Genomic DNA, 23,435 nt, shown 5'->3' on the forward strand with positions numbered 1-23,435 from the left:
GAAAATCTCGTCATAGCTCTCTATGAGCCAATTAAAGAAGATCACGCTGCATGACAAGCGCCGAGCTGCGATGGCCGTTGGCATCGGTGTAATAAGCCGGACGCTCACCCACTTTGGCAAAGCCCAGTTTGCGGTAAAGCCCGATGGCGGAAAGATTGCCATCGTCCACTTCCAAAAACATGGTTTCGCCGCCGCGAGCCCGCGCTTCACGCATGGCCGCCTGCATCAACCGCCAGCCGAGGCCACAGCGACCGGCCTTTTCATGCACGGCAATGGTGAGGATTTCGGCTTCGCCTGCCACTTCACGGGCCAAAACAAAGCCGCTCAATTGCGGCTTGAACATCAGCGTATTGGTCTGGCGCACCACAAAACCAAAACTGTTGGGCTGGAGCAACAGGCTGACAAATTCGCCATCATTCCAAGGCCGCGCAAACCGCATGGCGTGCAGCTCGGCCACATCGTGGCAATCGTCGCTGTCCATGGCAACGATTTCAAATTCCGCTTTTCTGGAAAACAGCGTCTCAAGCATGGGCGTCGACCCTTGCAACGGCAAAGCCGGTTTGCGGCTTGGCATCCGGCCCACGCAAATAAAGCGGCTTTGGCTTGCCCGAGACCTCGGCTACCGCCCCAAGCCTTGCAACATGCTCAATCGGAAAACGATCCATTGCACCCTCCTCTGGCAAAAGATCCTGATGTCCCTGCGGCAGCAGATGACGTGCAGATCCTGCAACTCCTCCCACGCCTGCTACCATCTGTCGAAAATCATCGACCGAGACGAGAGCTGGCGCATCCATAGGCTCACCACCGGCACCAAAGGTCTGGACATAGACCTCATCGCGCTTGGCATCCATGGCAGCCAGAACCTCCCCGTTCCGGTCCCCTTTTTCCTCTCGATAGGCTGATGCAAGAACGCTCAGCGTCGAGATGCCAACACAATCAATGCCCAGTGCCAGTGCCAAACCACGAGCTGCGGCAAGGCCGACGCGAATGCCGGTAAATGACCCTGGTCCTATGGTAACAGCAATGCGATGAAGATCCGGTAAAGTCTTGCCCGCTTTGGCTAAAACGTCATCCACCATGACCATCAGCTTCTCGGCGTGGCCTTTGCCAATCACCTCCGTCACCTCAGCCAGAATACGATCCTGATTGCTGTCATAAATGGCTGTTGCGCAGGCCGCACCTGCTGTGTCGATCGCAAGAACGATCATCTTCGCATCCGATTCTGCTGAACGCCTTAAACTGCTTCGACTTCCTGCACTTCCGGAATGAAGTGACGCAGCAGATTCTGCACACCATGCTTGAGCGTGGCGGTCGATGATGGGCAGCCCGCGCACGATCCCTTCATGTTCAAAAACACTTTGCCATCACGGAAGCCACGGAAGGTTATGTCACCGCCATCTTGGGCAACAGCCGGGCGCACGCGGGTTTCCAGCAATTCCTTGATGGTGGCAACAATGGTCTCGTCACCTTCTTCGAAAAATTCGCCTTCAGGCTCATCATCATGGCCTGCGCCGCCATTGCCCATGATCGGCGCACCACTCATGAAATGCTCCATGATCGAGCCAAGAATAGCGGGCTTCAGATGCGGCCACTCGGCATTGTCTTTGGTCACAGTGATAAAATCATAGCCGAAAAACACGCTTGTGACGCCGGGCACCGAAAAAAGGCGCGCCGCCAAAGGCGAGGCTTGCGCCGCCTCTGCATCCCGAAACTCTGCCGTGCCGTTTTCCATAACCACCTTGCCGGGCAGAAACTTCAATGTGGCTGGATTGGGTGTGGATTCGGTCTGGATGAACATGGGTGGCTCCTTCGAGACCAGCACAAGCGCCGGTCCACTTTTAGAATTCTTCCAAAATAAGCCTGACAGGCGCAGGCTTCAAGCACTGTTTCAAAAAACTTGTGCTGAAAATACAGGTTTCAGCAAAATGCCCGTTTTAACCTGCGCATTCTAACACAGTGCGTCTATTTCTTCATTGGTCAGATTGTCCGGCAAAACCGTGACGGGAATGGCAAAGGCTTGGGTGCGCGCCGCAATCATCGACACCAGCGGTCCCGGACCATCTTTCGCCGAGCCAGCGGCCAGCACGAGAATGGCAATATCGCGGTCGTCTTCAATCACGCTGAGGATTTCCTCGGCAGCATTGCCTTCGCGAATGACGATTTCAGGCTCAATGCCAATGGTTTCGCGCACCGTCTGCGCGGACTTTGCCATGACCGCTTCTGCCGCCTCGCGCGCTTCGGCCCGCATGATTTCTTCAACGCCCAGCCATTGCTGGAAATCCCCTTCCGGAATCACGTAAAGCAGAACCAATCCACCATTGGAATTTTTGGCGCGCCGACCGGCATAATGCACGGCCCGTGAGCATTCTGGCGTATCATCAATCACCGCCAGAAACTTTCGGCGGTGCCCATCAAGACGTGAAAGACGCTTTGAAACCATGGTTTCCCCTGTTTGCCATGCCGGAGTTTCCAGCGATCTACACCCTTGAGAAATGACACCGAGGTCTTTCGTCCTCAGTGTCATTCCTGATTGTCAGGCGCGCAGTTTAGCGCACGAAGCCAAGAATGTCGCGAACTTCCATCATGGTTTTTTCAGCCCGCGTCCGCGCCCGCTCACCACCGTCGCGCAGCACCGCATCGATATGGCCCGGATCAGCCACCAGGCGACGCATCTCATCGGTGATCGGTGCCAAAACAGAAACCGCCAGATCGACCAGCGCAGGCTTGAACACCGAGAATTGCTGACCACCGAACTCGGCCAAAACATCCGCCTTGGTCTTATCGGCCAGCGCTGCATAAATGCCCACCAGATTGTCGGCTTCCGGGCGGCCCTTCAAGCCATCGACTTCGCTTGGCAAGGCATCGGGATCAGTCTTGGCCTTGCGGATTTTTTTCGAAATCGTCTCCGAATCATCCATCAGATTGATGCGCGACAGATCAGACGGGTCAGACTTCGACATTTTCTTGGTGCCGTCTTTCAGGCTCATCACCCGTGGGGCTGGGCCATCAATCATCGGCTCAACCATTGGGAAATAGGCGTGAACGGGCTCATTGCCCACCAAAATGTCAACACCCAGACCAGTCGGGCGGATTTGCTCGGCAAAGTCCAGATTGAACTTCATGGCGATGTCGCGGGTCAGCTCAAGATGCTGCTTCTGGTCATCACCCACCGGCACGTGGGTGGCGCGATAAACCAGAATGTCGGCGGCCATCAGGCTTGGGTAGGCGAAAAGACCAAGCGATGCCTGCTCACGGTCCTTGCCAGCCTTGTCCTTGAACTGGGTCATGCGGCTCATCCAGCCCATGCGCGCCACGCAATTGAAAATCCAGGCCAGCTCCGCATGTTGCGGCACTTGTGATTGATTGAAAACAATGTGCTTTTTCGGATCAATCCCTGCCGCCAAGAAAGCCGCCGTAATCGAGCGGATCTGGCCGCGCATATCTTCATGCACCAGCTGGGCTGTCAGCGCGTGCAGATCGACCACGCAATAGATGCAGTCGTTATTCTCTTGCAGGGCGACAAACTTGCGGATGGCACCGAGGTAATTGCCCAGATGCAGATTGCCGGTTGGCTGAACGCCGGAAAAAACAAGCGGCTTGAATTCACTCATGATCGACCTCAAACAGGCTTGTGGAGGGCCTGACCTCTTCATTGATACTGATCGGCTCTTAAACCGCTGCCAGAGCGCAATCAAGTCTCTGGTCTATTGGCTTTCGGTTTGCGCTTCAAATTTCGGCGCAACATGCCCAGATCGGCACCGCCGGTGGCAAAGGCCAGACCGAAATAGACCACCATGGCCAAAGCAATCTGGGCAAACAGGGCGACTGTTTTATGCAGAAAATGCGCTCCCGGTTGCAGATAGGGCGCGAAATATCCGGACAACAGAACCAAAACAGCGCCCATGGCCAAAGCCGATGCCAACAGTCTCAAGGCGCGAAACGCCAAGGGCCAATCCGGCTGCAAATGGCCGCGCTTGAGCAGCATGGTAAACAGCAACACCGTGTTGATAACACCGGCTGCGGCCTCGGCAATGGCAATGCCACGCTCTTGCAGGATTGGAAACAGGGCAAGGGAGAGGCCCGAATTGACCACCACCGCAATGCCGGTAAAGCGCATGGGGGCTTTGGTGTCTTCACGCGCATAAAAACCGGGTTGCAGCGCCTTGATCATCACGAAAAAGGGCAGGCCCAGGCCGTACCATGCCAAAATACCACCAACAATCTCGGTGTTGTGGGCGGTAAAAGCGCCGCGCTCATAGAGCACGCGGATAATGTCGCTCGACAACACCCAGAGACCAACGGCAGCAGGCAGGGTCAAAAACAGCACAAACTCAATCGAGCGGTTTTGAATATTGGAGGCTTCCCGCTCATGACCGGATTTGAGCGCCCGCGACAGCTCTGGCAAAAGCACGATGCCGACGGCGACACCGACCACGCCAAGCGGCAGTTGATAAATGCGGTCCGCATATTGCAAGGCGGCAATAGCACCATCCTTGCTCGACGCAATGGCCTGACCAATCACCAGATTGATCTGGGTAACGCCGCCGGTGATGGCGGCTGGCACGGCCAAAACCAGAAGACGCTTCACATTGGGCGTAAACTTCGGCCAGCGAAAGCCAAGGCGAATGCCAGCATGGCGCACACCAATATAGACCACGAGCAATTGCAAAACACCCGCCACCAGCACTGACCATGACAGATACCACGCGGTATCCACCGGCTCCGCACCGTGATAGAGCGCATACACCAGCGCCGAAATCATCACCACATTGAGAAAAATGGGTGCCACAGCGGCGGCAAAGAAATGATGCAGCGAATTGAGCATTCCGCTGAGCATGGCGGTGAGCGACATGCACATCAGATAGGGAAACATCACCACGGCAAGGCGCACGGTGAGCGAAAATTTATCGGCATCATCGACAAAGCCCGGCGCAATAATGAAGCGCACCAAGAGCGGCATGGACAATTCCATGACGATGGTGATCAGCATCAGCACCGAAAACAGAACGCCAAACACTTCCTCTGAAAAACGCTTGGCCCCATCCAGCCCGTTTTCTTCAATCTCTTTGGAAAACAGCGGCACAAAAGCGGCGTTAAACGCGCCTTCGGCAAACAGCCTGCGAAACAGATTGGGAAAACGAAAGGCGGCGTAAAACACGTCGGCCACCGGCCCGGTGCCAAGGGCAGCGGCCATGGCCGTTTCGCGGGCAAAACCAAAAAGTCGGCTGCCCAGCGTGGCACCACCAACCGTCATAAACTTTTTGACAAGGGACATGTCAGGCGCGGGCCTTTTTTGGGGGCGATGGAGATTTTACAGGCACAGGCGGCAAAACACCTGAGGGCATTTTGCCTCTGGCATCATCAGACTGCTCATTCATCACCGCTTTGAGACGGGTCACAATGCTGGCCTGACGGTTTTCATTGGTAATTTTTTGACCAACCAGATCGGTGACGTAAAACGTATCAATCACTTTTTCGCCAAAGGTGGTGATGCGGGCCGAATGAATATCCAATGACAGATCGGAAAACGCCGCCGTGACCTCGGCCAACAGACCGATGCGGTCGAGGCATTCCACCTCCACCACAGTGAATTTGTTGGACAGGCTGTTGGCGATTGTGACATGCGGCTTGACGGTAAAGGTCTTGCTTTTCTTCTTGGCCTTGGCGCGGGTGGCAATCACCTCCGGCAGACGCTTTTTACCCGCCAGCACATCCTCGATCATCTTGCTGATGGTGTTGCCGCGCCGCATTTCATCTTCATCAATGTCAAATTCGCGGTTGATCAAAATGGTGTCCAGCGCGCGTCCATCGGTGGTGGTAAAAATCTGCGCATCGGCAATATTGGCCCCGGCTGCCGCACAGGCTCCGGCAATGATTGACAAAAGACGCGGATGGTCTGGTGCCAGAACGGTGATTTCAGTGATGGCATGGAAGGAATGGCTGCGCACCATGGTGGCCAGCACTTGCCCTGCCTTATCGGCCTGACGAATAAAATTGGCGTGGCGCACCTGATCTTCCAGCGATACCGTCAAAAGATAGGGCTGATAATGCAGCTTTGTATAGGTTTTCTGGTCTTTCTGGCTCCAGCCAGACAGGCTTGCTGCCAATTGCTCGGCGGCATATTTGGCCCGTTCTTTTCGTGGGCTCTCGGAAAAGCCGCCGGAGAGCAAAAGCTCGGTTTCATAGTAAAGCGTGCGCAGCAACTGGCCTTTCCAGCCGTTCCACACGCCGGGGCCAACGGCGCGAATATCGCAGACCGTCAACACCAACAGCATGCGCAACCGATCCAGCGATTGCACTTTCTCGGCAAAATCGGTGATGGTCTTGCGATCGTTCAAATCACGGGTCTGGGCCACCATCGACATCAACAAATGCTGCTCGATCAGCCAGACTACCAGTTCGGTCTGTTTTTCATTCAGGCCGAGCCGTGGGCACAGCTTGCGCGCCACCTTGGCACCGGCAATCGAGTGATCTTCCTGCCGCCCTTTGGCAACATCATGCAGCAGCACCGCCACAAACAGCACGGTGCGCTCTTCGATGCTGGGCATTAATTTCACCGCCAGCGGATGAATTTCATCATGCTTGCCCTGATCAATCTCGGCAAGCACACCGACAGAGCGGATCAAATGCTCATCCACGGTATAGTGATGATACATGTTGAACTGCATCATCGAAACAATACGACCAAAATCGGGGATGAACTTGCCCAAAACCCCCGCCTCATTGAGGCGTATCAGCATCAAGGCCGGATCACGCTTTGAGGTGAGAATCGACAAGAACAGCCGATTTGCCTCTTCGTTTTCACGAAAATCGGCATTGATCAACGGCAAGGAGCGGGTGACAGCCTTGAGCGCATCGGGATGCAATTCCAGCGCATGCAAATCCGCCACATAGAAAAACCGCATGATATTGATGGGATCACGGGTGAACACATCCGGCCCAGACAGCGCAATACGGCCCTTGTCTTCAATAAACTCAGGTGTGCCGGGAATGCGGCGCGGACGATTGGCAAAGCGGCCAATCACGGCCGTCAGCCCCGGAGCGGCCTTGGCCTGTTTTTCCTCAAGGCTTGCGCAGATGATGCGGGTCAGATCGCCAACGTTTTTGGCCACATGAAAGTAATGCTTCATGAAGCGCTCGACCGCAGACAAGCCGGGGCGCGCATGATAGCCAAGGTTTTGGGCAATTTCCGGCTGGAGATCGAATGACAGGCGCTCTTCCGGCTTGCCGGTGGCAAAATGCATGTGGCAGCGCACGGCCCACAGGAAATCATCGGACTTTTGAAACATCCGCCATTCCTGACGCGACAACACGCCAAGCTTGACCAGCTCTGCCGGATCAGAAATGTGGTAATAATATTTGGCAATCCAGAACAGCGTGTGCAGATCGCGCAGCGCCCCCTTGCCTTCCTTGACATTGGGCTCGACCAGATAGCGGGTGTCGCCTGCCTTGCGGTGGCGCTCATCGCGCTCGGCCAGCTTGGCGGCAATGAATTCATGGGCGGTTTTTTCCACCACTTCGCTATCAAAGCGCTTTTGCAGCTCGCTGACCAAAAGCACTTCACCACAGATAAACCGGGTTTCCAAAATCGCGGTGCGGATGGTCATATCGGTGCGCGACAGACGCAGGCATTCTTCCACCGTGCGGGTGGCATGGCCCACCTTGAAGCCGAGATCCCACAGAATATAAAGCAGAAACTCCACGGCTTTATTGGCATTGGGGCAGGATTTTGCGCTCAGCAAAAACAGCAGATCAATATCAGAGCCGGGTGCCAGCGTGCTGCGGCCATAACCACCAACGGCTGCCACAGCAAATTCTGATCCGGTTCCTTCATAGACCGTTTCCACCACAATCCGATGCACCAGCGTGATCAGCTTGTCTTGCACGTCTGAAATCATTTCAGCGCATGCAATGCCACTGCCATTCGCAATCAGATGTTGGCGTGCTGCCTCGCGACCGTCCGCACTCGCCTTTTTCAAAAGCGGCAGCAGTGCTGCCCGCTTGTCCAGCACCTTGCCGGTCTTTTGGACAATCGACATGCACTCCGCTTCCAATGCTTTGAAATCGGGAAGTGTCGCGTCAGGTGTATCGTGCTTGGCCATCATCATCCGGATCGTGTTTGCAGCCACTCATTTCCAAGCAGCTATTCAATAGAACGGGTTTAGCGCTTTTTGGGCGCGCCAAGCAACATATTATACCAAGGCATCGAAGATGCTAACGCATCCTCGCCTTGAAAAAATTGCAAATATCTCAAATGCATCAGGAGCTTGAGATATTTGCAAAAGGAATACCAAGTCTCATTTTCAATGAACCTTGGTATTACAAGTCAAGACTTGCCAAGTTGTTTCTTCAACTCATAAAGCGCATCCATCGCCTGCCTTGGCGTCAGCTCGTCCAGATCGAGCTTGCGCAGGGATTCTTCCACCACAGACACGTGAGGCACTTGTGCGCTTTCACGCCGCATGGTGGCCTGAAACAGTGGCAAATCATCAATCAACTGGCTGGCCGGGTTTTTACGATCCGTTTCTTCCAGCTGGTTGAGCACATTGCGCGCCCGCTCCACCACAAGCGCTGGCAGGCCTGCCAAACGCGCCACCTGAATGCCATAGGAACGATCGGCTGCCCCCGGCCCCACTTCATGGAGGAAAATCACATCACCTTGCCATTCCTTGACCATCATGGTGACGTTGGAGAGCCGATCAAGTTTTTCGGATAGTGCCGTCAGCTCATGAAAATGCGTGGCAAACAAGGAGCGGCAGCGGTTGACCTCATGCAGATGCTCAACCGTTGCCCAAGCAATGGAAAGCCCGTCAAAGGTGGCAGTGCCGCGGCCAATTTCGTCGAGAATCACCAGCGATTTCTCACCGGCCTGATTGAGAATGGCCGCTGTTTCCACCATTTCGACCATGAAGGTCGAACGGCCACGGGCCAGATCATCCGATGCGCCCACGCGCGAAAACAGCCGATCAACAATGCCGATATGGGCAGAACCCGCTGGCACAAAGGAGCCCATCTGCGCCAAAATCGCAATCAGCGCATTCTGGCGCAAAAACGTCGATTTACCACCCATATTCGGGCCGGTCAGCATCCAGATGGCACCGCCCTTTTGGCCGGATTTCGGCGAAAGATCACAATTGTTGGCAATAAACGGGCTGGCCGCCTGCTTGCGCAATGCCTGCTCCACCACCGGATGGCGACCGGCAACAATGGCAAACATCCGGCTGTCATCGACCAGTGGGCGGCAATAGCCCTGCTCTTCGGCCAAAATGGCAAGGCCTGCCGCCACATCCATGACTGAGAGCGCCTTGGCTGCTTTTTTAATCGCATCGGCTTCAGTCACCACGGCAAGACGCATCCGCTCAAAAGCGGCCAATTCAATCTCCAGCGCCTGCCCGCCTGCATTGGCAATGCGGCTTTCCAGATCGGCAAGCTCGGTGGTGGTGAAGCGCATGGCATTGGCCATGGATTGGCGATGGATAAAGCGGGCCTTTGCCTCGCCTTCTGTCAGCGGGCCTGCATTGTTGGCGGTCACCTCAATGAAATAGCCCAGCACATTGTTGTGCTTGATCTTGAGTGATTTTACCCCGGTTTCTTCGGAATATTGCAATTGCAAGCCAGCAATCACCCGGCGCGATTGATCGCGAAGGGCGCGCACTTCATCCAGCGCCTCATCGGCCCCTTCTTTCAAGAAACCACCGTCGCGCTTTAAAAGCGGCAGTTCATCGGCCAGCATGGAGCTGAGCAGATATTCCAAAGAGGGTGATAGCAATTCTAGATCAGTCAGGGCGTTCGCAAGTTCGGTTGGCAAAATCGCGCCACGCATGAGGCTTGCCGCCTCGGCAGCCGTCACCAGACCTTGTCGAATGGCGGCCAGATCACGCGGACCGCCCCGGTCCAGCGCCAGCCGCGACAAGGCGCGCGGCATATCCGGGGCGCGCTTCAACAGCTCACGCAAACGCTCGGTGAGGAAATTATCGGTCAGGAAATAGGCAACCGAATCCTGCCGGTCTGCAATTACTTCCACGTCTGTCAAAGGCGACATCAGCCGCTCTGCCATCAGCCGCGCACCGCCGCCCGTAATGGTGCGATCAAGCGCGTTGAGCAGCGAGCCTTCGCGCTGACCAGACAGGGTTTTTACCAGCTCCAGATTGCCGCGCGTGGCCGCATCAATGAACATCGTTGACGAAGACGATTGCCGCTCGGGCAGGCCCAGCGGTGGCCGTTCGGAAATCTGGGTTTTTTCGACATAGGCAATGGCAGCGGCAGCGGCGGCAAGCTCAGGCCTTGAAAAACTGCCAAAGCCATCCAGCGTCTGCACATCAAAATAGCGGGTGATGCGACCTTCTGCCGAGGCACTGTCAAACAAGATCGCCGGTTGCGGCACCACCACGCGGCCCAGCACGTCGAATGCAGGCTTCAGCTCTGGGTCCTGCATCAGATTGTCGGCAACAATCACTTCACGCGGATCAATGCGGAAAATATCGGCCAACAACCGGGTGGCATTGGTTTCAGCCAATCGAAACACGCCGGTGGAAATATCAATCCACGCCAAAGCCAGTTCTTCCGCCCCGCCACGCACACGGGCCAGCGCCATCAGATAATTGGTCTCGGAGGGCGAGAGCAGTTTTTCCTCAGTGAGGGTGCCGGGTGTCACCAGCCGGACCACGCCGCGCTTGACCACCGATTTCGAGCCGCGCTTTTTGGCCTCGGCCGGATCTTCCTGTTGCTCGCACACGGCCACACGAAAGCCCAGAGCAATCAGCTTTTGCAAATAATCATCGGCGGCATGCACCGGCACACCACACATGGGAATATCATGACCCAGGTGCTGACCGCGCTTGGTCAGCGTAATCCCAAGGGCGCGCGAGGCATCGACCGCGTCTTCAAAAAACAGCTCATAGAAATCGCCCATGCGATAAAACAGCAAGGAGCCGGGGTTATTGGCCTTGATTTCGATATACTGTTCCATCATCGGCGTTGCCGTGGCACGGCTTTCCTCTGATGTCAGCATCGCAGTGTTCAAAACATCTTGTCCGGCAGCATTGGTAATGGTCACGGCTTCAAATTTCGCTTCAATGGAATGGTAGAGCGGACAGTAACGGCATTGCCGGGCCGCTGACAACCACGTGACGCAAAAGCAACCGCCCTGCCCACAACAAGCTTACTGCGCCGTGCATCATCTACAGCGCCGTGCATCATCTATGGCGCAGGGCGCTGTAAACACAGGTGCTCACTTATCAACGCACACACCGCCATCACAAAGATCTGCGACCCTTATGATTGTGTGAAAAGACCTGAACGGGAATGTCAGCTCGAGAACCGGCCAGACGCACCATAATAATTCAGGAAGCGGCCAGACAGGCTGGTGAGCGGCAGAACAATCAGCACATCAGTGGTGTTGAAAGCGTGGTCTATAACGGCACCGGTGCCAATCATCGCGCCAATGCGCAGATAGCCTTTGACCAAGGGCGGCATGGACGCGACAGCGCGCCGGGCATCGACGATTTCGGACGGCATCAAATCCATCGCACAGAACAGCTCAGGCCGGGCGGAAACAGCCCACTCGTCTTTCGCAGAAGCATTTTGCGCCAGAAACGACAGAGCCAGCGCATGTTTTTCCGGCTGAACGCCCGGAAAAGATGCGCAGCCAAACAGCGCATCAATATTGTGACGTACCGAATAGGCCCAATTGCCCTGCCACAAAAGCTCAACCGTGCGCTTGGTGCGATAATCCGGAAGTACGCAGGACCGACCAAGCTCCATGAAGCGCTTTTCAGGATGGCGCTCCAGCAGGGCCTCGATGGAAAATTCTGACGCAGAATAAAAACCGGAGTTGGCAAGCGCCACTTCATGGCGCAGCAAACGGTAGGTGCCAACGATCTGGTCTTCAGGATCACCCTCAATCGACCGATCCAAGACCAGAAGATGATCGCAGATGTCATCAAAGGCGTCGAAATCAAGCTTCAGGCGCATGGCCTCACTGGGCAAGCGCGCTTTCATTTCCTCAACGAAAATCCGGTAGCGCATGGCCTGAGAGGCTTTTACCTCAGATGGATTTCGGGCAAGCCGCACCTCAAGGGTGCCTAACCGTCCAAAAACATCGCTTTCACGCCCCTCAACTTCTCCTGCGAGACGATTGGCCTTGGCGGCTTCGAGACGATCAAGAAGTTCGACTGTCATGGCGGGTCCATCCGACGCTATTAAACAAGAGGTGTTAAACACGGATATACGACAAGATGTTGACACAAAACGTCACAATTCGTGACTTTCTCATCTTAACATCACAATTCCATGAAACATAAGAATCAAAAACACGCATCCCTTTGATTTTTAGGGGTATGCCTCAGCGCTGATTGAATTTCAATATCACGCTGCCCTGCTCCATCAACTTTACACTGTGTGTCAACATTCCTGTCTTACGATCAATTATTGTCACAACTTGCGAAAAATTCAAGCGAATGCGACAGGCAGCCATCTGCTGCACCTCTTATTCAAAAGGCATGGCTTCTAGAAAAAGGCTTTTCATCGCGAAAGCCGGGCGCGATGCTGCGTCATCAGCGACTGAATCTCATTCAACAACCGTTCAGGATTCACCGGTTTTTGCAAAACCAGATCGGCACCACTGGCCAGCGCCTCCGCCCGCGCACTGACACGTAAATCCCCGGTCAAAACCAGAACAGGACGACGGCTACGTTGTTTTAGCTGCTCGATCATTCTGATATAGCGAATCACCGATGCCCCTTCACCGCCGGGCATGCCGAGATCAGTGATGATCAGATCAATGGCCTCTCCCGTATCGGCGGCAACTTCACGGCGCAGAGCATCAAAATCGCTGACCTGCCCAACAATATGCCCCGCCTTTTGCAACACGGCCCGCAGCAAGGTGGCATTGACGAAATCATCCTCGCCCACCAGCACATTCAAAGAGGCCGACGGCATACCCGCCACCTCATCGGTCTTCTGAGCCAGATGGCCCACCTCACCACCGACGGAATCACCATGAGCGGGACCAACATGGGCGGCATCAACGCCGCTCATCAAGCCGCGCAGCACATCACTCAAGGTCTGTTCGCGCAAGGGGCGAATAAGCCAGGCGTCAAAGCCCGTGAGCGGCCTTAAGGGGCGCTCTTCCGGATTGACCAGATAAATCCGGCGCACCTTGCGTCCGCTGGACAACAAGGGCGCAAGCCCTGCATCATAATCACAAATACACCGATGATCGACAATCACATCGGTCAAGCCACCGCCCGCAGCATCAATGGCCTGCAAGCGCGCGGCGGCCGCATCGGCCGTTTCCGCAGTAAAGCATGTGCCTCCAAGCGCTTTGATCGTCTGCTCAACAGCCTGGGCAGACGGACCATTGGGAGCCAGCAACAACACGGTTGAACCACAGAGCAGGCCTGCCCGCGCTGGGGCAACAGCCTCACGAGACACAGAGCGATTGGGCAAACGAATTTCAAAGCACGAGCCCTGGCCCGGAGCCGTCTCCGTGATCGACAAGGCACCCTTGAGCGCAATCATCAATTGTTGCGAGATAAACAGGCCAAGTCCCGTGCCGCCGCTGCGCTGCACCTGATCGCCGCCTTGCGAAAATTCAACGAACAGGCGGGTGCGCTCTTCCGGGGTCATGCCCGGCCCGGTGTCACGCACCAGCACCACCAGTTCATCGCCATCGCAGGCGCAGGACACCAGAACGCCGCCCTCAACCGTAAATTTGACGGCGTTACCAATGACGTTAAACAGAACCTGACGCAGACGCGCCACATCAATGTGAATATCCTCAGGCACATCGGCATCCGCAAAGGCGGCAATTTCAATGCCTTTGGCATGGGCGCGCGGGGCCAGCATCTCCACCACACTTTCAATCAGGCGCCGTGGTGAAATGGTTTGCGCATGCAGCTCGAAATGCCCGGTTTCCAAGGCACTGTAATCCAGAAGATCGGCCACAAGCTGTTGCAGAGCTTCGCCTGCCTGCACAATGCCGGAAAGATAGTTGCGCTGTTCGGGCGAAAGGTCGGTGCGGGCGAGAAGGTGTCCCATTCCGAGAATGCCATTGAGGGGCGTGCGCATCTCATGGCTCACGGTTGCCAAAAGCCGTGTTCTGACAAGCTCGGAACTCGCTAAAGACGAGTGGTTTTCCTGCAACTTCAGGTGCATCGTCGCCCACTTTGGTTGATCCGAGGAGACGGCAACTCCCGCCTCTCATCGGTTTTCACAGCAGCATCAAGCATATCATTGCACTGGAAGGTCAAAAATACAACCTTGCTTCACCGTTTGCTGCGCAACCCCACCAATAGCTCTTGCAGAAGAATGAGGCCAGCGCCAACCGTGATCAGGCTGTCTGCGAGATTAAAGACGGCGAAGGACCATGTTTCAGTGTGAAACAAAATATAGTCCACCACATAGCCGTAGGTGAAACGATCGATGATATTGCCAAACGCCCCGGCGATAATGAGACAATAGCCGACTTGCGCAAATTGATGATCTGGGCGGGTATTGCGCCAGAGCCAGGCGACAAAAGCAACGATCACCACACGCAAAGCAATGATGACCCAGCTATCGAGATGCGACAGCATGGAAAAGGCTACGCCGAGGTTATGGGTGCGATACAGGCCGAGCATGGGAATGACCGGCACCAGCTCATGCATGGGCAGCATCACTTCAACGGCATATTTTATCGCCTGATCAAGGCACAGCAGGGCCACAATCAATCCAATGGCGACCGCGGGGCGTGAAAGCAAAGGTGCAGGAGAGGTCATTGCGCATCATCCAAAGTCAGAAGATGGCGACGCGCTTCAAACAGCATGACACCGGTGGCAATGGCCAGATTGAGAGAATCCGCCAGACCGGCCTGCGGAATGCGCGCAAGGCTATCTGCCTTGCTGGCCAGCTCTTGCGGCAGGCCCGATTGCTCGTTGCCCATCAGCACCACCACCGGGCGGCGCTTGTAATCCACGGTTCGATAATCCTTTGCACCGGCCAGATGGGTGGCAACCACATTGACACCGGCCTGTGCCTTCCAGGCCAGAAATTCCGGCACCGTGGTTTTGACCAAAGGCAGCGCAAAAATCGAGCCCATGGTGGCACGCACCGTTTCCATGGCAAAGGGATCGGTGCAATCGCCAATCAGCATCACACCAGAGGCCCCGGCCGCATCGGCGGTGCGGATGATGGTGCCGAGATTGCCGGGATCGCGCACGCGATCCAGTGCCACCCAGGTTTCGCCTTCACCAAGCTCAACATGTTTCAACGCTTTCCAGCGCTGATCAAACACGCCCGCCACCATTTGCGGATTGTCTTTGCGGGTAATGGACGCCATGACCTTTTCGCTGACTTCCAGCACCATGCCACCCTGCGCCACGGTCTTTGCCGCAATTTTCTCCACCTGCGGCTTGCCCTTGGCGGCCTTGGAATAGATCAGATAGCGCAAGGTCCAGCCAAGTTCTGCGGCATCGATCACCAGCTTCAGGCCTTCGGCCAGAAAGGTTTTTGTCTCGTCGCGGGTCTTCTTTTGCGAAAGCGCCTTAATGTCTTTGACAATCGGATTGGCAAGGCTGGTCACTTCCTTGACCTGACCAACCCGCACCGAGCCATTGCCACGCGCGGTAGCGTCGTTAAAACCATCACTCATTTGGGAACCCATCTGCTAAACAGCGATGTTGAAAGGGCGCGCGCCGGCGTTTTGCCGTCCTGACCTGCCTCACGCAGCACAAGCTCGCCCGATTCGACCAATCCACCCTTGCCGCGCATGGTCTCGCGCATCAATTCATGAATGGCGTAAAAGCTGGCGCGAATGGAATAGGCAGTCAGCACCAGACCAGCCGCCTTGGGCGAGAGAATGTCACGGCACAGTGACAGCATCGTCGGCAGATGATCAAACAATTGCCACACCTCACCATTTGGCCCACGGCCAAATTTTGGCGGATCGGTCAGAATAATATCGTATTGATGGCCGCGCCGCGCCTCACGCTGAATAAACTTCATCGCATCATCGCAGATCCAGCGGATCGGCGCACGATCGAGACGGCTCAAGGTCTGGTTTTCACGCGCCCAGCCAATCGCCTTTTTCGAGGCGTCCACATGGGTCACCTCGGCTCCGGCGGCTGCGGCCACCAGCGATGCAACGCCCGTGTAGCCAAACAGATTGAGCACTTTCAAAGGACGATCCGACCGCTCTATGGTTTCTTTCATCCATGTCCAATGGGCAATCTGCTCCGGAAAGACGCCAACGTGACGAAAGGCGGTGAAGCGGCCGAGAAAATCGACACCCAAAAGCGACAAAGGCCATGTCTCACCCAGCGCTTCGCGTGGAAAACGCCAGCGCCCCATGCCATCCTCATCGGTGTCGCCGGTGAAAATGGCGTCGACCTTGTCCCACACATGGGCTGGCAAAGCCGGAGGCCAGAGTGCCTGCGCCTCGGGACGTACAATCCGATAGGGACCGTATTGCTCAAGCTTGAGACCGTGACCACTGTCAATCACGTGAAAATCGCCAGCACCGAGCGATTCGAGAATCAGCGGCAGTTTCTCACGCGGGAGTGCGCCCTGACGCAGCTCCAACGGCACAACAGCGGCGGCAGATGCCGCTTCAGACTGATTATCCGGCGACGGCTTTTTATGATCCGCAGCCTGTTGCGGAGCAGCAGCAGCGGCCTTTTTCGGGGGCTTTGATAGATTCCCCTTGCCTGCGTCAGGCCCCTTTTTCGCATCAAACTTGCCTGCATCAGGCTTACCGCCGCGAAATGGCTTTTCGCCAGCGCGCATGGGGCGCGAGGACGTGCTGGAGCGCTTTGGCGCGGCGCGGCGGGACTTGTCTTTCACGATCAGATCGGCTTTCCGGTTTTTTCAGGCTATTGCCTCATTGCTTTTGTCGATTCCAAGGTCAGGAATGATGCATGCAGCGCGCCCATAGCATTCCTTGGCCACCGGCAAAAGAGGTCATCGACAAAAGACAGACTGAGCCGAACAGAGCCGAACGAAAACCGGATGGCCAAGAACTTAATGGGACGGCAATCGCGACAAACCCGCCGAGGAGGATGGGCCAGAAGAAGAGTGACTTGTTGCTGAAGCCGCCATTTGCTCTGCGCGCTTCTTCTGCTGGTCCGCTTCACCGCGCCATTTTACCGCAGCCATGGCTTCCGTGCGAGCCCGCTTACGGTGCTTTGCCTGACCGAACCATGTGGCAACCGAGCCGACCAGCGCGCCAACCAGAAAAGCCAGCAGCAGAAAGACAAAAAATGGTGCCGAGGTCGACAACAGCTGATCTTCAGGGCGAAACGGGTTCAAGGCCAGCGTCACAGATTGCCTGTTCGCCACACACAAAACGACCAGAATGATCGCCAGCGGCACCAGAATGACAATATTGACGAGCTTCTTAAACATCATGTTTCTCCTGATCACGCCTTAACAAACATGGCCCTGCCGCAGAACGGCGCACCAGATTGACATCCCGAATCTCGACAGATTCATTGCCGGATGCAAGCCAAACTGCTGATCTGTCGATCCGGCAGATCAATCGGCATCATCATCTTCTTCATCGTCCATGCCAGGATTAAGGCGCTCGCGCAATTCCTTGCCGGTTTTGAAGAAGGGAACCCATTTTTCTTCAACAAACACGGTTTCACCGGTGCGCGGATTGCGACCCGTGCGCGCCGGGCGGTTTTTCACCGAGAAGGCTCCGAAACCACGCAGCTCAACGCGATTCCCCGAGGACAATGCATCGGTGATCTCATCCAGAATAGCATTGACGATGTTTTCCACGTCGCGGTGATAAAGATGCGGATTGCGGGCCGCAACGATTTGCACCAGCTCGGATTTAATCACGATAACCCCCTGTAAAATAAAGGATGTTGAATTCAAACATTTTCGCCATCAACGCCTGTTGCAAGCCACAGACGCTCAGCCTTACCAATCTCTCAACGACGTAAAACATCATAAAAAATTGGAATAATCAATCGCTTAAGCCCAAAACAACAAAGCCACTGGAAAAAATCTTCAGAACAGGCAAAGGCGTGACGCGATAGTGATGATTTTCAGTCATCGTCAAAACAAAGCTTGTAAAAGACTTGAAAAAATCCATATTTGCAACGCATAAGAAATTTCGCGGCAGTCAAGAATTCACAGCGCCTGTAACGCGCCGTGTTCACTCTTGCCTAATAATTTAGCCATAGATTGAAAACAGCAGATCCCGAATAACGGGCAGACACACGATCGACGGAACTCTGGGACATGCTAAAACGTGTAGACGCAGGCTCACGAAAGGTGAGAAAACAAACAATGGACGCTCCTTATAATCAAGCGATTGGCCATTCAAAACGTGTGCGCAGACTGCGCATCGTTCTTCCTGCGCTTGCCGTGCTTCTTTCTGCGGGCTTTGTGGTGGTATCAATTGTCAAAACCTACCTGCCTGAAAACATCAAGATCGAAGGCGTCAACATCGAGGATGGCAAAGTGGTGATGTCCAGACCCGCCATTGCCGGTCTCAACTCGAATGGCTCGCCCTATTCCATGAAGGCCCTGCGCGCCCTGCAGGACATAAAAAACCCCAATCTCATCACGCTTGAAGACATCACCGCAACAATGCCGGTCAATGAGAGCGCATCCGCTGATATCACGGCCAAGAGCGGCACCTATGACCGCGCAACAGACAAGATGACCTTGACGAAACCCTTTCAGATTCACCTGTCCAGTGGCGTTGACGCCATGTTTCAATCGGGTGATCTTGACGTGAAGGCGGGAAAGCTTAAGACGGATCAGGTGGTGACGATTATTATGAAAGCGTCATCTCTTATTGCGCAGTCCATGGATATGACTGATAAAGGCCAAAACATCACATTTAACGGCAGGGTTCGACTGAGCATTGACCCAGCCACCCTCAAAAAACCGGGCAATTGAGAACAGATCATGACGCAAAGCCACCGTCGCATTTCCTTTTGCTTTGCCCACACCATGGTTGCAGCAGGCCTATGCCTGAGTGCGATGGCGGGTCAAGCTTTTGCGCAGACAACTTCCAGCAATATGGACGGGCTTAAACTGTCCGGTGACAAGCCAATCCAGATCGAGAGCGATAATCTGGAGGTTCACCAGCAAACCAACACCGCCAACTTCAACGGCAATGTGAAGGTTGTTCAGGGGGCCACCACCATGCGCTCAAAGGACATGGTGGTGAAATACAAGGGTCAAGGGGCTGCCGTGACCAGTGGCGACGCCAAGATCGACACAATTGATGTCATGGGCGATGTCATCATCAACACCGCCACCCAGCAGGCAACCGCCGACAAGGGCCACTTTGACATGAACAGTCAGGTCTTTACGCTGACTGGCAACAAGGTGGTGCTTTCAGAGGGTGGCAATGTGTTTGTTGGCTGTAAGCTGACAGTTCAAATGACCTCTGGTGAAGCCAAGCTGGATAGCTGCGGCAAGCGGGTGCAGATTCAGCTGGATCCCAAGTCCCAACAAAAACAATGATTTCGGATCTCTAAGTGAAAATTCCCGGTTTAAACTCAAAACCTCCGGCATCGAGCGAGAACGCAGCGGCCCCTTTATCGGGTGAACGCGAAAAGAACCGCTATGACGGAACGTTGATTGCCCATGGTCTGACCAAGACCTATAACACGCGGCGTGTGGTCAATGGCGCGTCCCTTGTGGTGCGGCGCGGTGAAGCTGTCGGTTTGCTCGGCCCCAATGGTGCTGGCAAAACCACCTGTTTCTACATGATCACCGGACTGGTGCCGGTGGACACTGGCACCATTGCCATCAACGGCAATGATGTCACCTCCATGCCCATGTATCAGCGCTCACGCCTTGGCGTCGGCTATCTGCCACAGGAAGCCTCGATTTTTCGTGGGCTGTCGGTGGAAGACAATATCCGTGCGGTTCTTGAATTGCACGAGAAGAACAAGGACAAGCGCGAACATAAGCTCAATGAGCTTTTGGCCGAATTTCACATCGAAAAGCTGCGCAAATCAGCCGCCGTTGCCCTCTCGGGTGGTGAGCGGCGGCGCTTGGAAATTGCCCGTGCGCTGGCAACCGATCCAATTTTCATGCTGCTGGATGAGCCCTTTGCCGGTGTGGATCCGATTTCCGTGTCGGATATTCAAAACCTCGTGCGCCATTTGACAGCGCGTGGCATTGGCGTGTTGATCACCGACCATAATGTGCGCGAAACTTTGGGTCTGATTGACCGCGCCTATATTATCCACGCGGGCGAAGTGCTGACCCATGGTCGGGCCGACGATATCGTCAACAATCCCGATGTGCGCCGACTTTATCTGGGTGAGAAGTTCAGTCTCTGATGGGGTAAAAGCCTTGCTGCGTCCCGACAACGGGACGCAGAGCCTTCGGATCGTGCAATCAGCAGGCCAGATCGGCCACCACCGCATCCAGCACCAGCATTCCCTTGGGCGTGCAGCGCAGGCGGGAATTTCCAAGACGCTCGATAAATCCGTGTTCCAGTAAAAACTGCTCGCGCTCTGGATCCGGATCGCGACCAGACAACTGCTGCCAGCGGGCAAGATCGACACCCTCGCGCAAACGAAGCCCCATCAGCAACAGTTCATCCGATTGCTCGTCAGGCCCCAGCAGATCCTGCTCGATCATGCCATCGCCGTGCTTTTCCACCCGTTCCAGCCAGGTTTCCGGGTGCTTTTCGGTCACGGTTGCCATTTTGTCATGGCCGCGTGTGAGGCGGCCGTGGGCTCCGGGGCCAATGCCCGCATAATCGCCGTAGCGCCAATAGGTCAGGTTATGGCGGCTTTCCGCGCCGGGTTTGGCGTGGTTCGACACTTCATAGGCAGGAAGACCTTCGCGGGCGGTGATCTCCTGGGTCGCTTCATAAAGCTGGGCTGCATGCTCCTCATCGGGCGTGATGATTTTGCCAGCCTTGTGCAGACCAAAGAAAGGCGTGCCCTCTTCGATGGTCAACTGGTAGAGCGACAGATGATCCACCGCATAAGAGATCGCCTGTTTCAGCTCCTCTTCCCAAGCGGCAATGGTTTGATTGGGGCGAGCATAGATCAGATCAAAGGACATGCGCGGAAAAATCTCACGCGCCAGCTTGACCGCCTTCAAGGCATCTTCCACCGAATGCATCCGGCCCAGAAACTTCAAATCCGCGTCATTGAGCGCCTGCACACCCAAGGAGACGCGGTTGACGCCCGCTGCACGATAGCCGCGAAACCGCTCGGCTTCGACGCTGGTGGGATTGGCTTCCATGGTGATTTCAATGCCGCGCGGCATGGTCCAATATTTGGCAACGCCATCCAGCAATGCGCCCACGGTCGACGGGTCCATCAGAGACGGTGTGCCGCCGCCCAGAAAAATACTGGTCACGGTTTTGGGACCGCTCAAGCTGCGCATCCGCTCCATTTCTTTCAGGAAGGCAGCGGTAAAGCGCACCTGGTCCACTTTTTGGTGGCGAACATGGCTGTTAAAATCACAGTACGGGCATTTGGCAGCACAAAACGGCCAATGAATATAAATGCCAAAGCCCGGCTCACCGGTATCTGGAAGAAGAAGCGATGTTGGCTCGGCCATAAATCCTCAGGCGTCCAGGCAGGTTTCGACAAAAATCTTGAAGGCGCGGGCGCGATGTGACAGGGCCTCTGGATCGCCCGGCTTCCAGCCGTGCTTTTCTTCCGCACTCATTTCGCCAAAGCTGGTGGCATAGCCTTTTGGCTGGAAAATCGGATCATAGCCAAAGCCAGCTGTGCCGCGCGGTGGCCAGATGATCGTGCCCTCAACGTGCCCACGGAAAAACTCGGTATGACCATCTGGCCAAGCCAAACACAACACGCTGACGAACTGGGCGCTGCGGGCCGCAGGCTCAGTTGCTCCTTTGTCGCGCAGCGCTTGATCCACCTTTGCCATGGCCATTTGAAAATCGCGGCTGCCGTCTTCGCGCTCGGCCCAATTGGCGGTGTAAACGCCGGGCGCGCCATCCAAAGCGTCAATCACCAGACCGGAATCATCCGACAGAGCAGGCAGGCCTGACGCCTTGGCAGAGGCCAGCGCCTTGATGGCGGCATTTTGCTCAAAGGTCGTGCCGGTTTCCTCTGGCTCCACAAAGCCCAATTCCTTGGCCGACTTGGCCGAAAAACCAAACGGCCCGATCAGATCAGCAATTTCCGCAATCTTGCCAGCGTTATGGCTGGCAACAACAATGGTTTTGGTTTCAAGCTTGCGCATGTTCAATCCTCATCAATCTGCCACAGCCGATCTTCGGCACATTCCAAACTATTGCCCGCCGGATCGCGGAAATAAATCGAGCGCGCGCCATTGGGCCACAGAAAATCGGCCTCAATGGCAACACCGGCCTTGCCAAGATGCGCAACCATGCCATCCATGTTTGCCCGTGCCATGCGAAAACAGGCATGGCCTTGCCCATGAGCGCCATGGGCTGGCACAGGCAGCATATCTGGCCCGGCAGGAATGCGGGAGTGATCGGCATTGAACAGCAACAGCATGCCGGGACCGCAGCGGAAAAACACATGCCGTTCCGGCTGTTTTATCACCACGTCCAACCCCAGAACGCCGCCATAAAACGCTTCCGCCGCCTCAAGATCGTCAACGTAAAGCGCTGTCTCCAAAATGCCGTCAATGCCGATCGTCATAACCGACCCCTTAACCTGCAATAACCTGCTTTTGCAGCGCCACCAGTTCGGAAATGCCAGTTTGGGCCAAGCCGAGAAGTGTCAGGAACTCGTCCTGAGTAAAGGGCTTGCCCTCGGCCGTTCCTTGAATTTCAACAATGCCGCCAGCCCCGGTGATGACAAAATTGGCATCGGTTTCGGCGGAGGAATCCTCAAGATAATCCAGATCGATCACCGATTGCGCGGCAAAAATACCGCAGGAGACGGCGGCCACGTGATCTTTCAAAACACGATCAACCTTGACCATGTTGCGGCTTTCCATCCATTTCAGGCAATCATGCAAAGCAATCCATGCGCCGGTAATCGCAGCCGTGCGGGTGCCGCCATCGGCCTGAATCACGTCACAGTCGATCGAGATCTGCCGTTCGCCCAGTGCTTCCAGATCGACAACAGCGCGCAAGGAGCGGCCAATCAGGCGCTGAATTTCCTGTGTGCGACCACTCTGCTTGCCAGAGGCTGCCTCACGCTTCATGCGCTCGCCAGTAGCGCGCGGCAACATGCCATATTCTGCGGTAACCCAGCCTTTGCCGGTGTTGCGCAGCCATGGCGGCGTGCGGTCCTCAAGGCTTGCCGTGCACAGCACATGGGTATCGCCAAACTTGACGAGGCAGGAGCCTTCGGCGTGTTTGGAGACATTGCGCTCAAAGGATACCTTGCGCATCTGATCGGTTTTTCTGCCTGATGGCCGCATTTTAATCTCCTCAACAGACCTGTGTTGCTGCCTTCTACGAGTCGTTCGGGTGTTTTGCAAAGGAAAAGCCGGTATGAGGCTTTGAAAGAAGCACT

Annotated in this window: 22 protein-coding genes; 3 read left to right on the forward strand and 19 right to left on the reverse strand. The window is 55.4% G+C overall.

Annotated elements, in window-relative coordinates; all coding sequences use genetic code 11:
• Positions 1-31 precede the first annotated feature (31 nt).
• The 15 genes from E6C51_RS19295 to E6C51_RS19365 all read right to left on the reverse strand — a co-directional run bounded on the left by E6C51_RS19295 (position 32) and on the right by E6C51_RS19365 (position 17,823).
• Positions 32-529, reverse strand: a complete 498-nt coding sequence (locus tag E6C51_RS19295; protein ID WP_146932187.1) for a GNAT family N-acetyltransferase — start codon at positions 527-529, stop codon at positions 32-34.
• Entirely contained in the window at positions 522-1,208 is a 687-nt protein-coding gene (tsaB, locus tag E6C51_RS19300) for a tRNA (adenosine(37)-N6)-threonylcarbamoyltransferase complex dimerization subunit type 1 TsaB (protein ID WP_190237211.1), read from the reverse strand. Before tsaB ends, E6C51_RS19295 begins: the two co-directional genes overlap by 8 nt.
• A gap of 26 nt (positions 1,209-1,234) precedes the next feature.
• Entirely contained in the window at positions 1,235-1,798 is a 564-nt protein-coding gene (locus E6C51_RS19305) for a NifU family protein (RefSeq protein WP_146932192.1), read from the reverse strand.
• A 150-nt stretch (positions 1,799-1,948) separates the two neighbouring features.
• Positions 1,949-2,440: a universal stress protein gene (locus E6C51_RS19310; RefSeq protein WP_146932194.1), complete on the reverse strand. Its 492-nt coding sequence runs from the start codon at positions 2,438-2,440 to the stop codon at positions 1,949-1,951.
• A gap of 106 nt (positions 2,441-2,546) precedes the next feature.
• The gene (gene trpS / locus E6C51_RS19315) at positions 2,547-3,611 is read right to left on the reverse strand and encodes a tryptophan--tRNA ligase (RefSeq protein ID WP_146932196.1); all 1,065 of its coding nucleotides are present in this window, start codon (positions 3,609-3,611) and stop codon (positions 2,547-2,549) included.
• Between the two features lie 80 nt (positions 3,612-3,691).
• Entirely contained in the window at positions 3,692-5,275 is a 1,584-nt protein-coding gene (murJ, locus tag E6C51_RS19320) for a murein biosynthesis integral membrane protein MurJ (protein ID WP_190237212.1), read from the reverse strand.
• A 1-nt stretch (position 5,276) separates the two neighbouring features.
• Positions 5,277-8,102: a [protein-PII] uridylyltransferase gene (locus tag E6C51_RS19325; protein WP_190237220.1), complete on the reverse strand. Its 2,826-nt coding sequence runs from the start codon at positions 8,100-8,102 to the stop codon at positions 5,277-5,279.
• Positions 8,103-8,326: 224 nt separating this feature from the next.
• Positions 8,327-11,011 (reverse strand): DNA mismatch repair protein MutS, encoded by a 2,685-nt coding sequence (gene mutS / locus E6C51_RS19330; RefSeq protein WP_190237221.1) that lies wholly within the window; start codon positions 11,009-11,011, stop codon positions 8,327-8,329.
• 296 nt (positions 11,012-11,307) lie between these two features.
• The gene (locus E6C51_RS19335; RefSeq protein ID WP_146932203.1) at positions 11,308-12,180 is read right to left on the reverse strand and encodes a GNAT family N-acetyltransferase; all 873 of its coding nucleotides are present in this window, start codon (positions 12,178-12,180) and stop codon (positions 11,308-11,310) included.
• 342 nt (positions 12,181-12,522) lie between these two features.
• Positions 12,523-14,157 (reverse strand): hybrid sensor histidine kinase/response regulator, encoded by a 1,635-nt coding sequence (locus E6C51_RS19340; protein WP_190237213.1) that lies wholly within the window; start codon positions 14,155-14,157, stop codon positions 12,523-12,525.
• Positions 14,158-14,267: 110 nt separating this feature from the next.
• Positions 14,268-14,759, reverse strand: a complete 492-nt coding sequence (gene lspA, locus E6C51_RS19345) for a signal peptidase II (RefSeq protein WP_146932207.1) — start codon at positions 14,757-14,759, stop codon at positions 14,268-14,270.
• A complete protein-coding gene (locus E6C51_RS19350; RefSeq protein ID WP_146932209.1) occupies positions 14,756-15,631 on the reverse strand; it encodes a TrmH family RNA methyltransferase in 876 nt (291 codons plus the stop codon). Before E6C51_RS19350 ends, lspA begins: the two co-directional genes overlap by 4 nt.
• A complete protein-coding gene (locus E6C51_RS19355; protein WP_190237222.1) occupies positions 15,628-16,764 on the reverse strand; it encodes a class I SAM-dependent methyltransferase in 1,137 nt (378 codons plus the stop codon). The genes E6C51_RS19350 and E6C51_RS19355 overlap by 4 nt, the downstream gene beginning before the upstream one ends.
• A 234-nt stretch (positions 16,765-16,998) precedes the next feature.
• Positions 16,999-17,382, reverse strand: a complete 384-nt coding sequence (locus tag E6C51_RS19360; protein ID WP_230987478.1) for a DUF1049 domain-containing protein — start codon at positions 17,380-17,382, stop codon at positions 16,999-17,001.
• 129 nt (positions 17,383-17,511) lie between these two features.
• Entirely contained in the window at positions 17,512-17,823 is a 312-nt protein-coding gene (locus tag E6C51_RS19365; protein ID WP_075639070.1) for an integration host factor subunit beta, read from the reverse strand.
• Positions 17,824-18,276: 453 nt separating this feature from the next.
• Between E6C51_RS19365 and lptC the strand changes: the two genes are divergently transcribed.
• The 3 genes from lptC (at position 18,277) to lptB (ending at position 20,294) form a co-directional block, all read left to right on the forward strand.
• On the forward strand, positions 18,277-18,894 hold the full coding sequence (gene lptC / locus E6C51_RS19370) for an LPS export ABC transporter periplasmic protein LptC (protein WP_230987479.1): 618 nt from the start codon (positions 18,277-18,279) through the stop codon (positions 18,892-18,894).
• 9 nt (positions 18,895-18,903) lie between these two features.
• Complete coding sequence (locus tag E6C51_RS19375) at positions 18,904-19,467, forward strand: LptA/OstA family protein (protein WP_146932215.1); 564 nt, start codon at positions 18,904-18,906, stop codon at positions 19,465-19,467.
• Between the two features lie 113 nt (positions 19,468-19,580).
• On the forward strand, positions 19,581-20,294 hold the full coding sequence (gene lptB / locus E6C51_RS19380) for an LPS export ABC transporter ATP-binding protein (protein WP_230987484.1): 714 nt from the start codon (positions 19,581-19,583) through the stop codon (positions 20,292-20,294).
• A 58-nt stretch (positions 20,295-20,352) separates the two neighbouring features.
• Here lptB and hemW read toward each other — a convergent pair whose 3' ends face one another.
• From hemW to rph, 4 genes are read right to left on the reverse strand one after another with little or no spacing between them, the layout of a single operon-like run.
• Positions 20,353-21,534, reverse strand: a complete 1,182-nt coding sequence (hemW, locus tag E6C51_RS19385) for a radical SAM family heme chaperone HemW (RefSeq protein WP_146932219.1) — start codon at positions 21,532-21,534, stop codon at positions 20,353-20,355.
• A 6-nt stretch (positions 21,535-21,540) separates the two neighbouring features.
• A complete protein-coding gene (gene rdgB, locus E6C51_RS19390; protein WP_146932221.1) occupies positions 21,541-22,185 on the reverse strand; it encodes an RdgB/HAM1 family non-canonical purine NTP pyrophosphatase in 645 nt (214 codons plus the stop codon).
• A 2-nt stretch (positions 22,186-22,187) separates the two neighbouring features.
• The gene (locus E6C51_RS19395; RefSeq protein WP_190237215.1) at positions 22,188-22,610 is read right to left on the reverse strand and encodes a VOC family protein; all 423 of its coding nucleotides are present in this window, start codon (positions 22,608-22,610) and stop codon (positions 22,188-22,190) included.
• A gap of 10 nt (positions 22,611-22,620) precedes the next feature.
• Positions 22,621-23,340, reverse strand: coding sequence for a ribonuclease PH (gene rph / locus E6C51_RS19400; protein ID WP_190237216.1), 720 nt, complete (start codon positions 23,338-23,340; stop codon positions 22,621-22,623).
• Between the last annotated feature and the right edge of the window lie 95 nt (positions 23,341-23,435).

Origin of the sequence: Gillisella terrae (assembly GCF_004801395.1) — a bacterium.
In the GTDB taxonomy this organism is placed as follows: Bacteria; Pseudomonadota; Alphaproteobacteria; order Rhizobiales; family Rhizobiaceae; genus Allorhizobium; species Allorhizobium terrae.

Excerpts from the sequence above, each read along its gene's own strand:
- E6C51_RS19295 (WP_146932187.1), bottom strand. The coding sequence starts at position 529 with ATGCTTGAGACGCTGTTTTCCAGAAAAGCGGAATTTGAAATCGTTGCC.
- tsaB (WP_190237211.1), bottom strand. The coding sequence starts at position 1,208 with ATGATCGTTCTTGCGATCGACACAGCAGGTGCGGCCTGCGCAACAGCC.
- E6C51_RS19305 (WP_146932192.1), bottom strand. The coding sequence starts at position 1,798 with ATGTTCATCCAGACCGAATCCACACCCAATCCAGCCACATTGAAGTTT.
- E6C51_RS19310 (WP_146932194.1), bottom strand. The coding sequence starts at position 2,440 with ATGGTTTCAAAGCGTCTTTCACGTCTTGATGGGCACCGCCGAAAGTTT.
- trpS (WP_146932196.1), bottom strand. The coding sequence starts at position 3,611 with ATGAGTGAATTCAAGCCGCTTGTTTTTTCCGGCGTTCAGCCAACCGGC.
- murJ (WP_190237212.1), bottom strand. The coding sequence starts at position 5,275 with ATGTCCCTTGTCAAAAAGTTTATGACGGTTGGTGGTGCCACGCTGGGC.
- E6C51_RS19325 (WP_190237220.1), bottom strand. The coding sequence starts at position 8,102 with ATGGCCAAGCACGATACACCTGACGCGACACTTCCCGATTTCAAAGCA.
- mutS (WP_190237221.1), bottom strand. The coding sequence starts at position 11,011 with ATGCTGACATCAGAGGAAAGCCGTGCCACGGCAACGCCGATGATGGAA.
- E6C51_RS19335 (WP_146932203.1), bottom strand. The coding sequence starts at position 12,180 with ATGACAGTCGAACTTCTTGATCGTCTCGAAGCCGCCAAGGCCAATCGT.
- E6C51_RS19340 (WP_190237213.1), bottom strand. The coding sequence starts at position 14,157 with ATGCACCTGAAGTTGCAGGAAAACCACTCGTCTTTAGCGAGTTCCGAG.
- lspA (WP_146932207.1), bottom strand. The coding sequence starts at position 14,759 with ATGACCTCTCCTGCACCTTTGCTTTCACGCCCCGCGGTCGCCATTGGA.
- E6C51_RS19350 (WP_146932209.1), bottom strand. The coding sequence starts at position 15,631 with ATGAGTGATGGTTTTAACGACGCTACCGCGCGTGGCAATGGCTCGGTG.
- E6C51_RS19355 (WP_190237222.1), bottom strand. The coding sequence starts at position 16,764 with ATGCGCGCTGGCGAAAAGCCATTTCGCGGCGGTAAGCCTGATGCAGGC.
- E6C51_RS19360 (WP_230987478.1), bottom strand. The coding sequence starts at position 17,382 with ATGTTTAAGAAGCTCGTCAATATTGTCATTCTGGTGCCGCTGGCGATC.
- lptC (WP_230987479.1), top strand. The coding sequence starts at position 18,277 with ATGGACGCTCCTTATAATCAAGCGATTGGCCATTCAAAACGTGTGCGC.
- E6C51_RS19375 (WP_146932215.1), top strand. The coding sequence starts at position 18,904 with ATGACGCAAAGCCACCGTCGCATTTCCTTTTGCTTTGCCCACACCATG.
- hemW (WP_146932219.1), bottom strand. The coding sequence starts at position 21,534 with ATGGCCGAGCCAACATCGCTTCTTCTTCCAGATACCGGTGAGCCGGGC.
- rdgB (WP_146932221.1), bottom strand. The coding sequence starts at position 22,185 with ATGCGCAAGCTTGAAACCAAAACCATTGTTGTTGCCAGCCATAACGCT.
- E6C51_RS19395 (WP_190237215.1), bottom strand. The coding sequence starts at position 22,610 with ATGACGATCGGCATTGACGGCATTTTGGAGACAGCGCTTTACGTTGAC.
- rph (WP_190237216.1), bottom strand. The coding sequence starts at position 23,340 with ATGCGGCCATCAGGCAGAAAAACCGATCAGATGCGCAAGGTATCCTTT.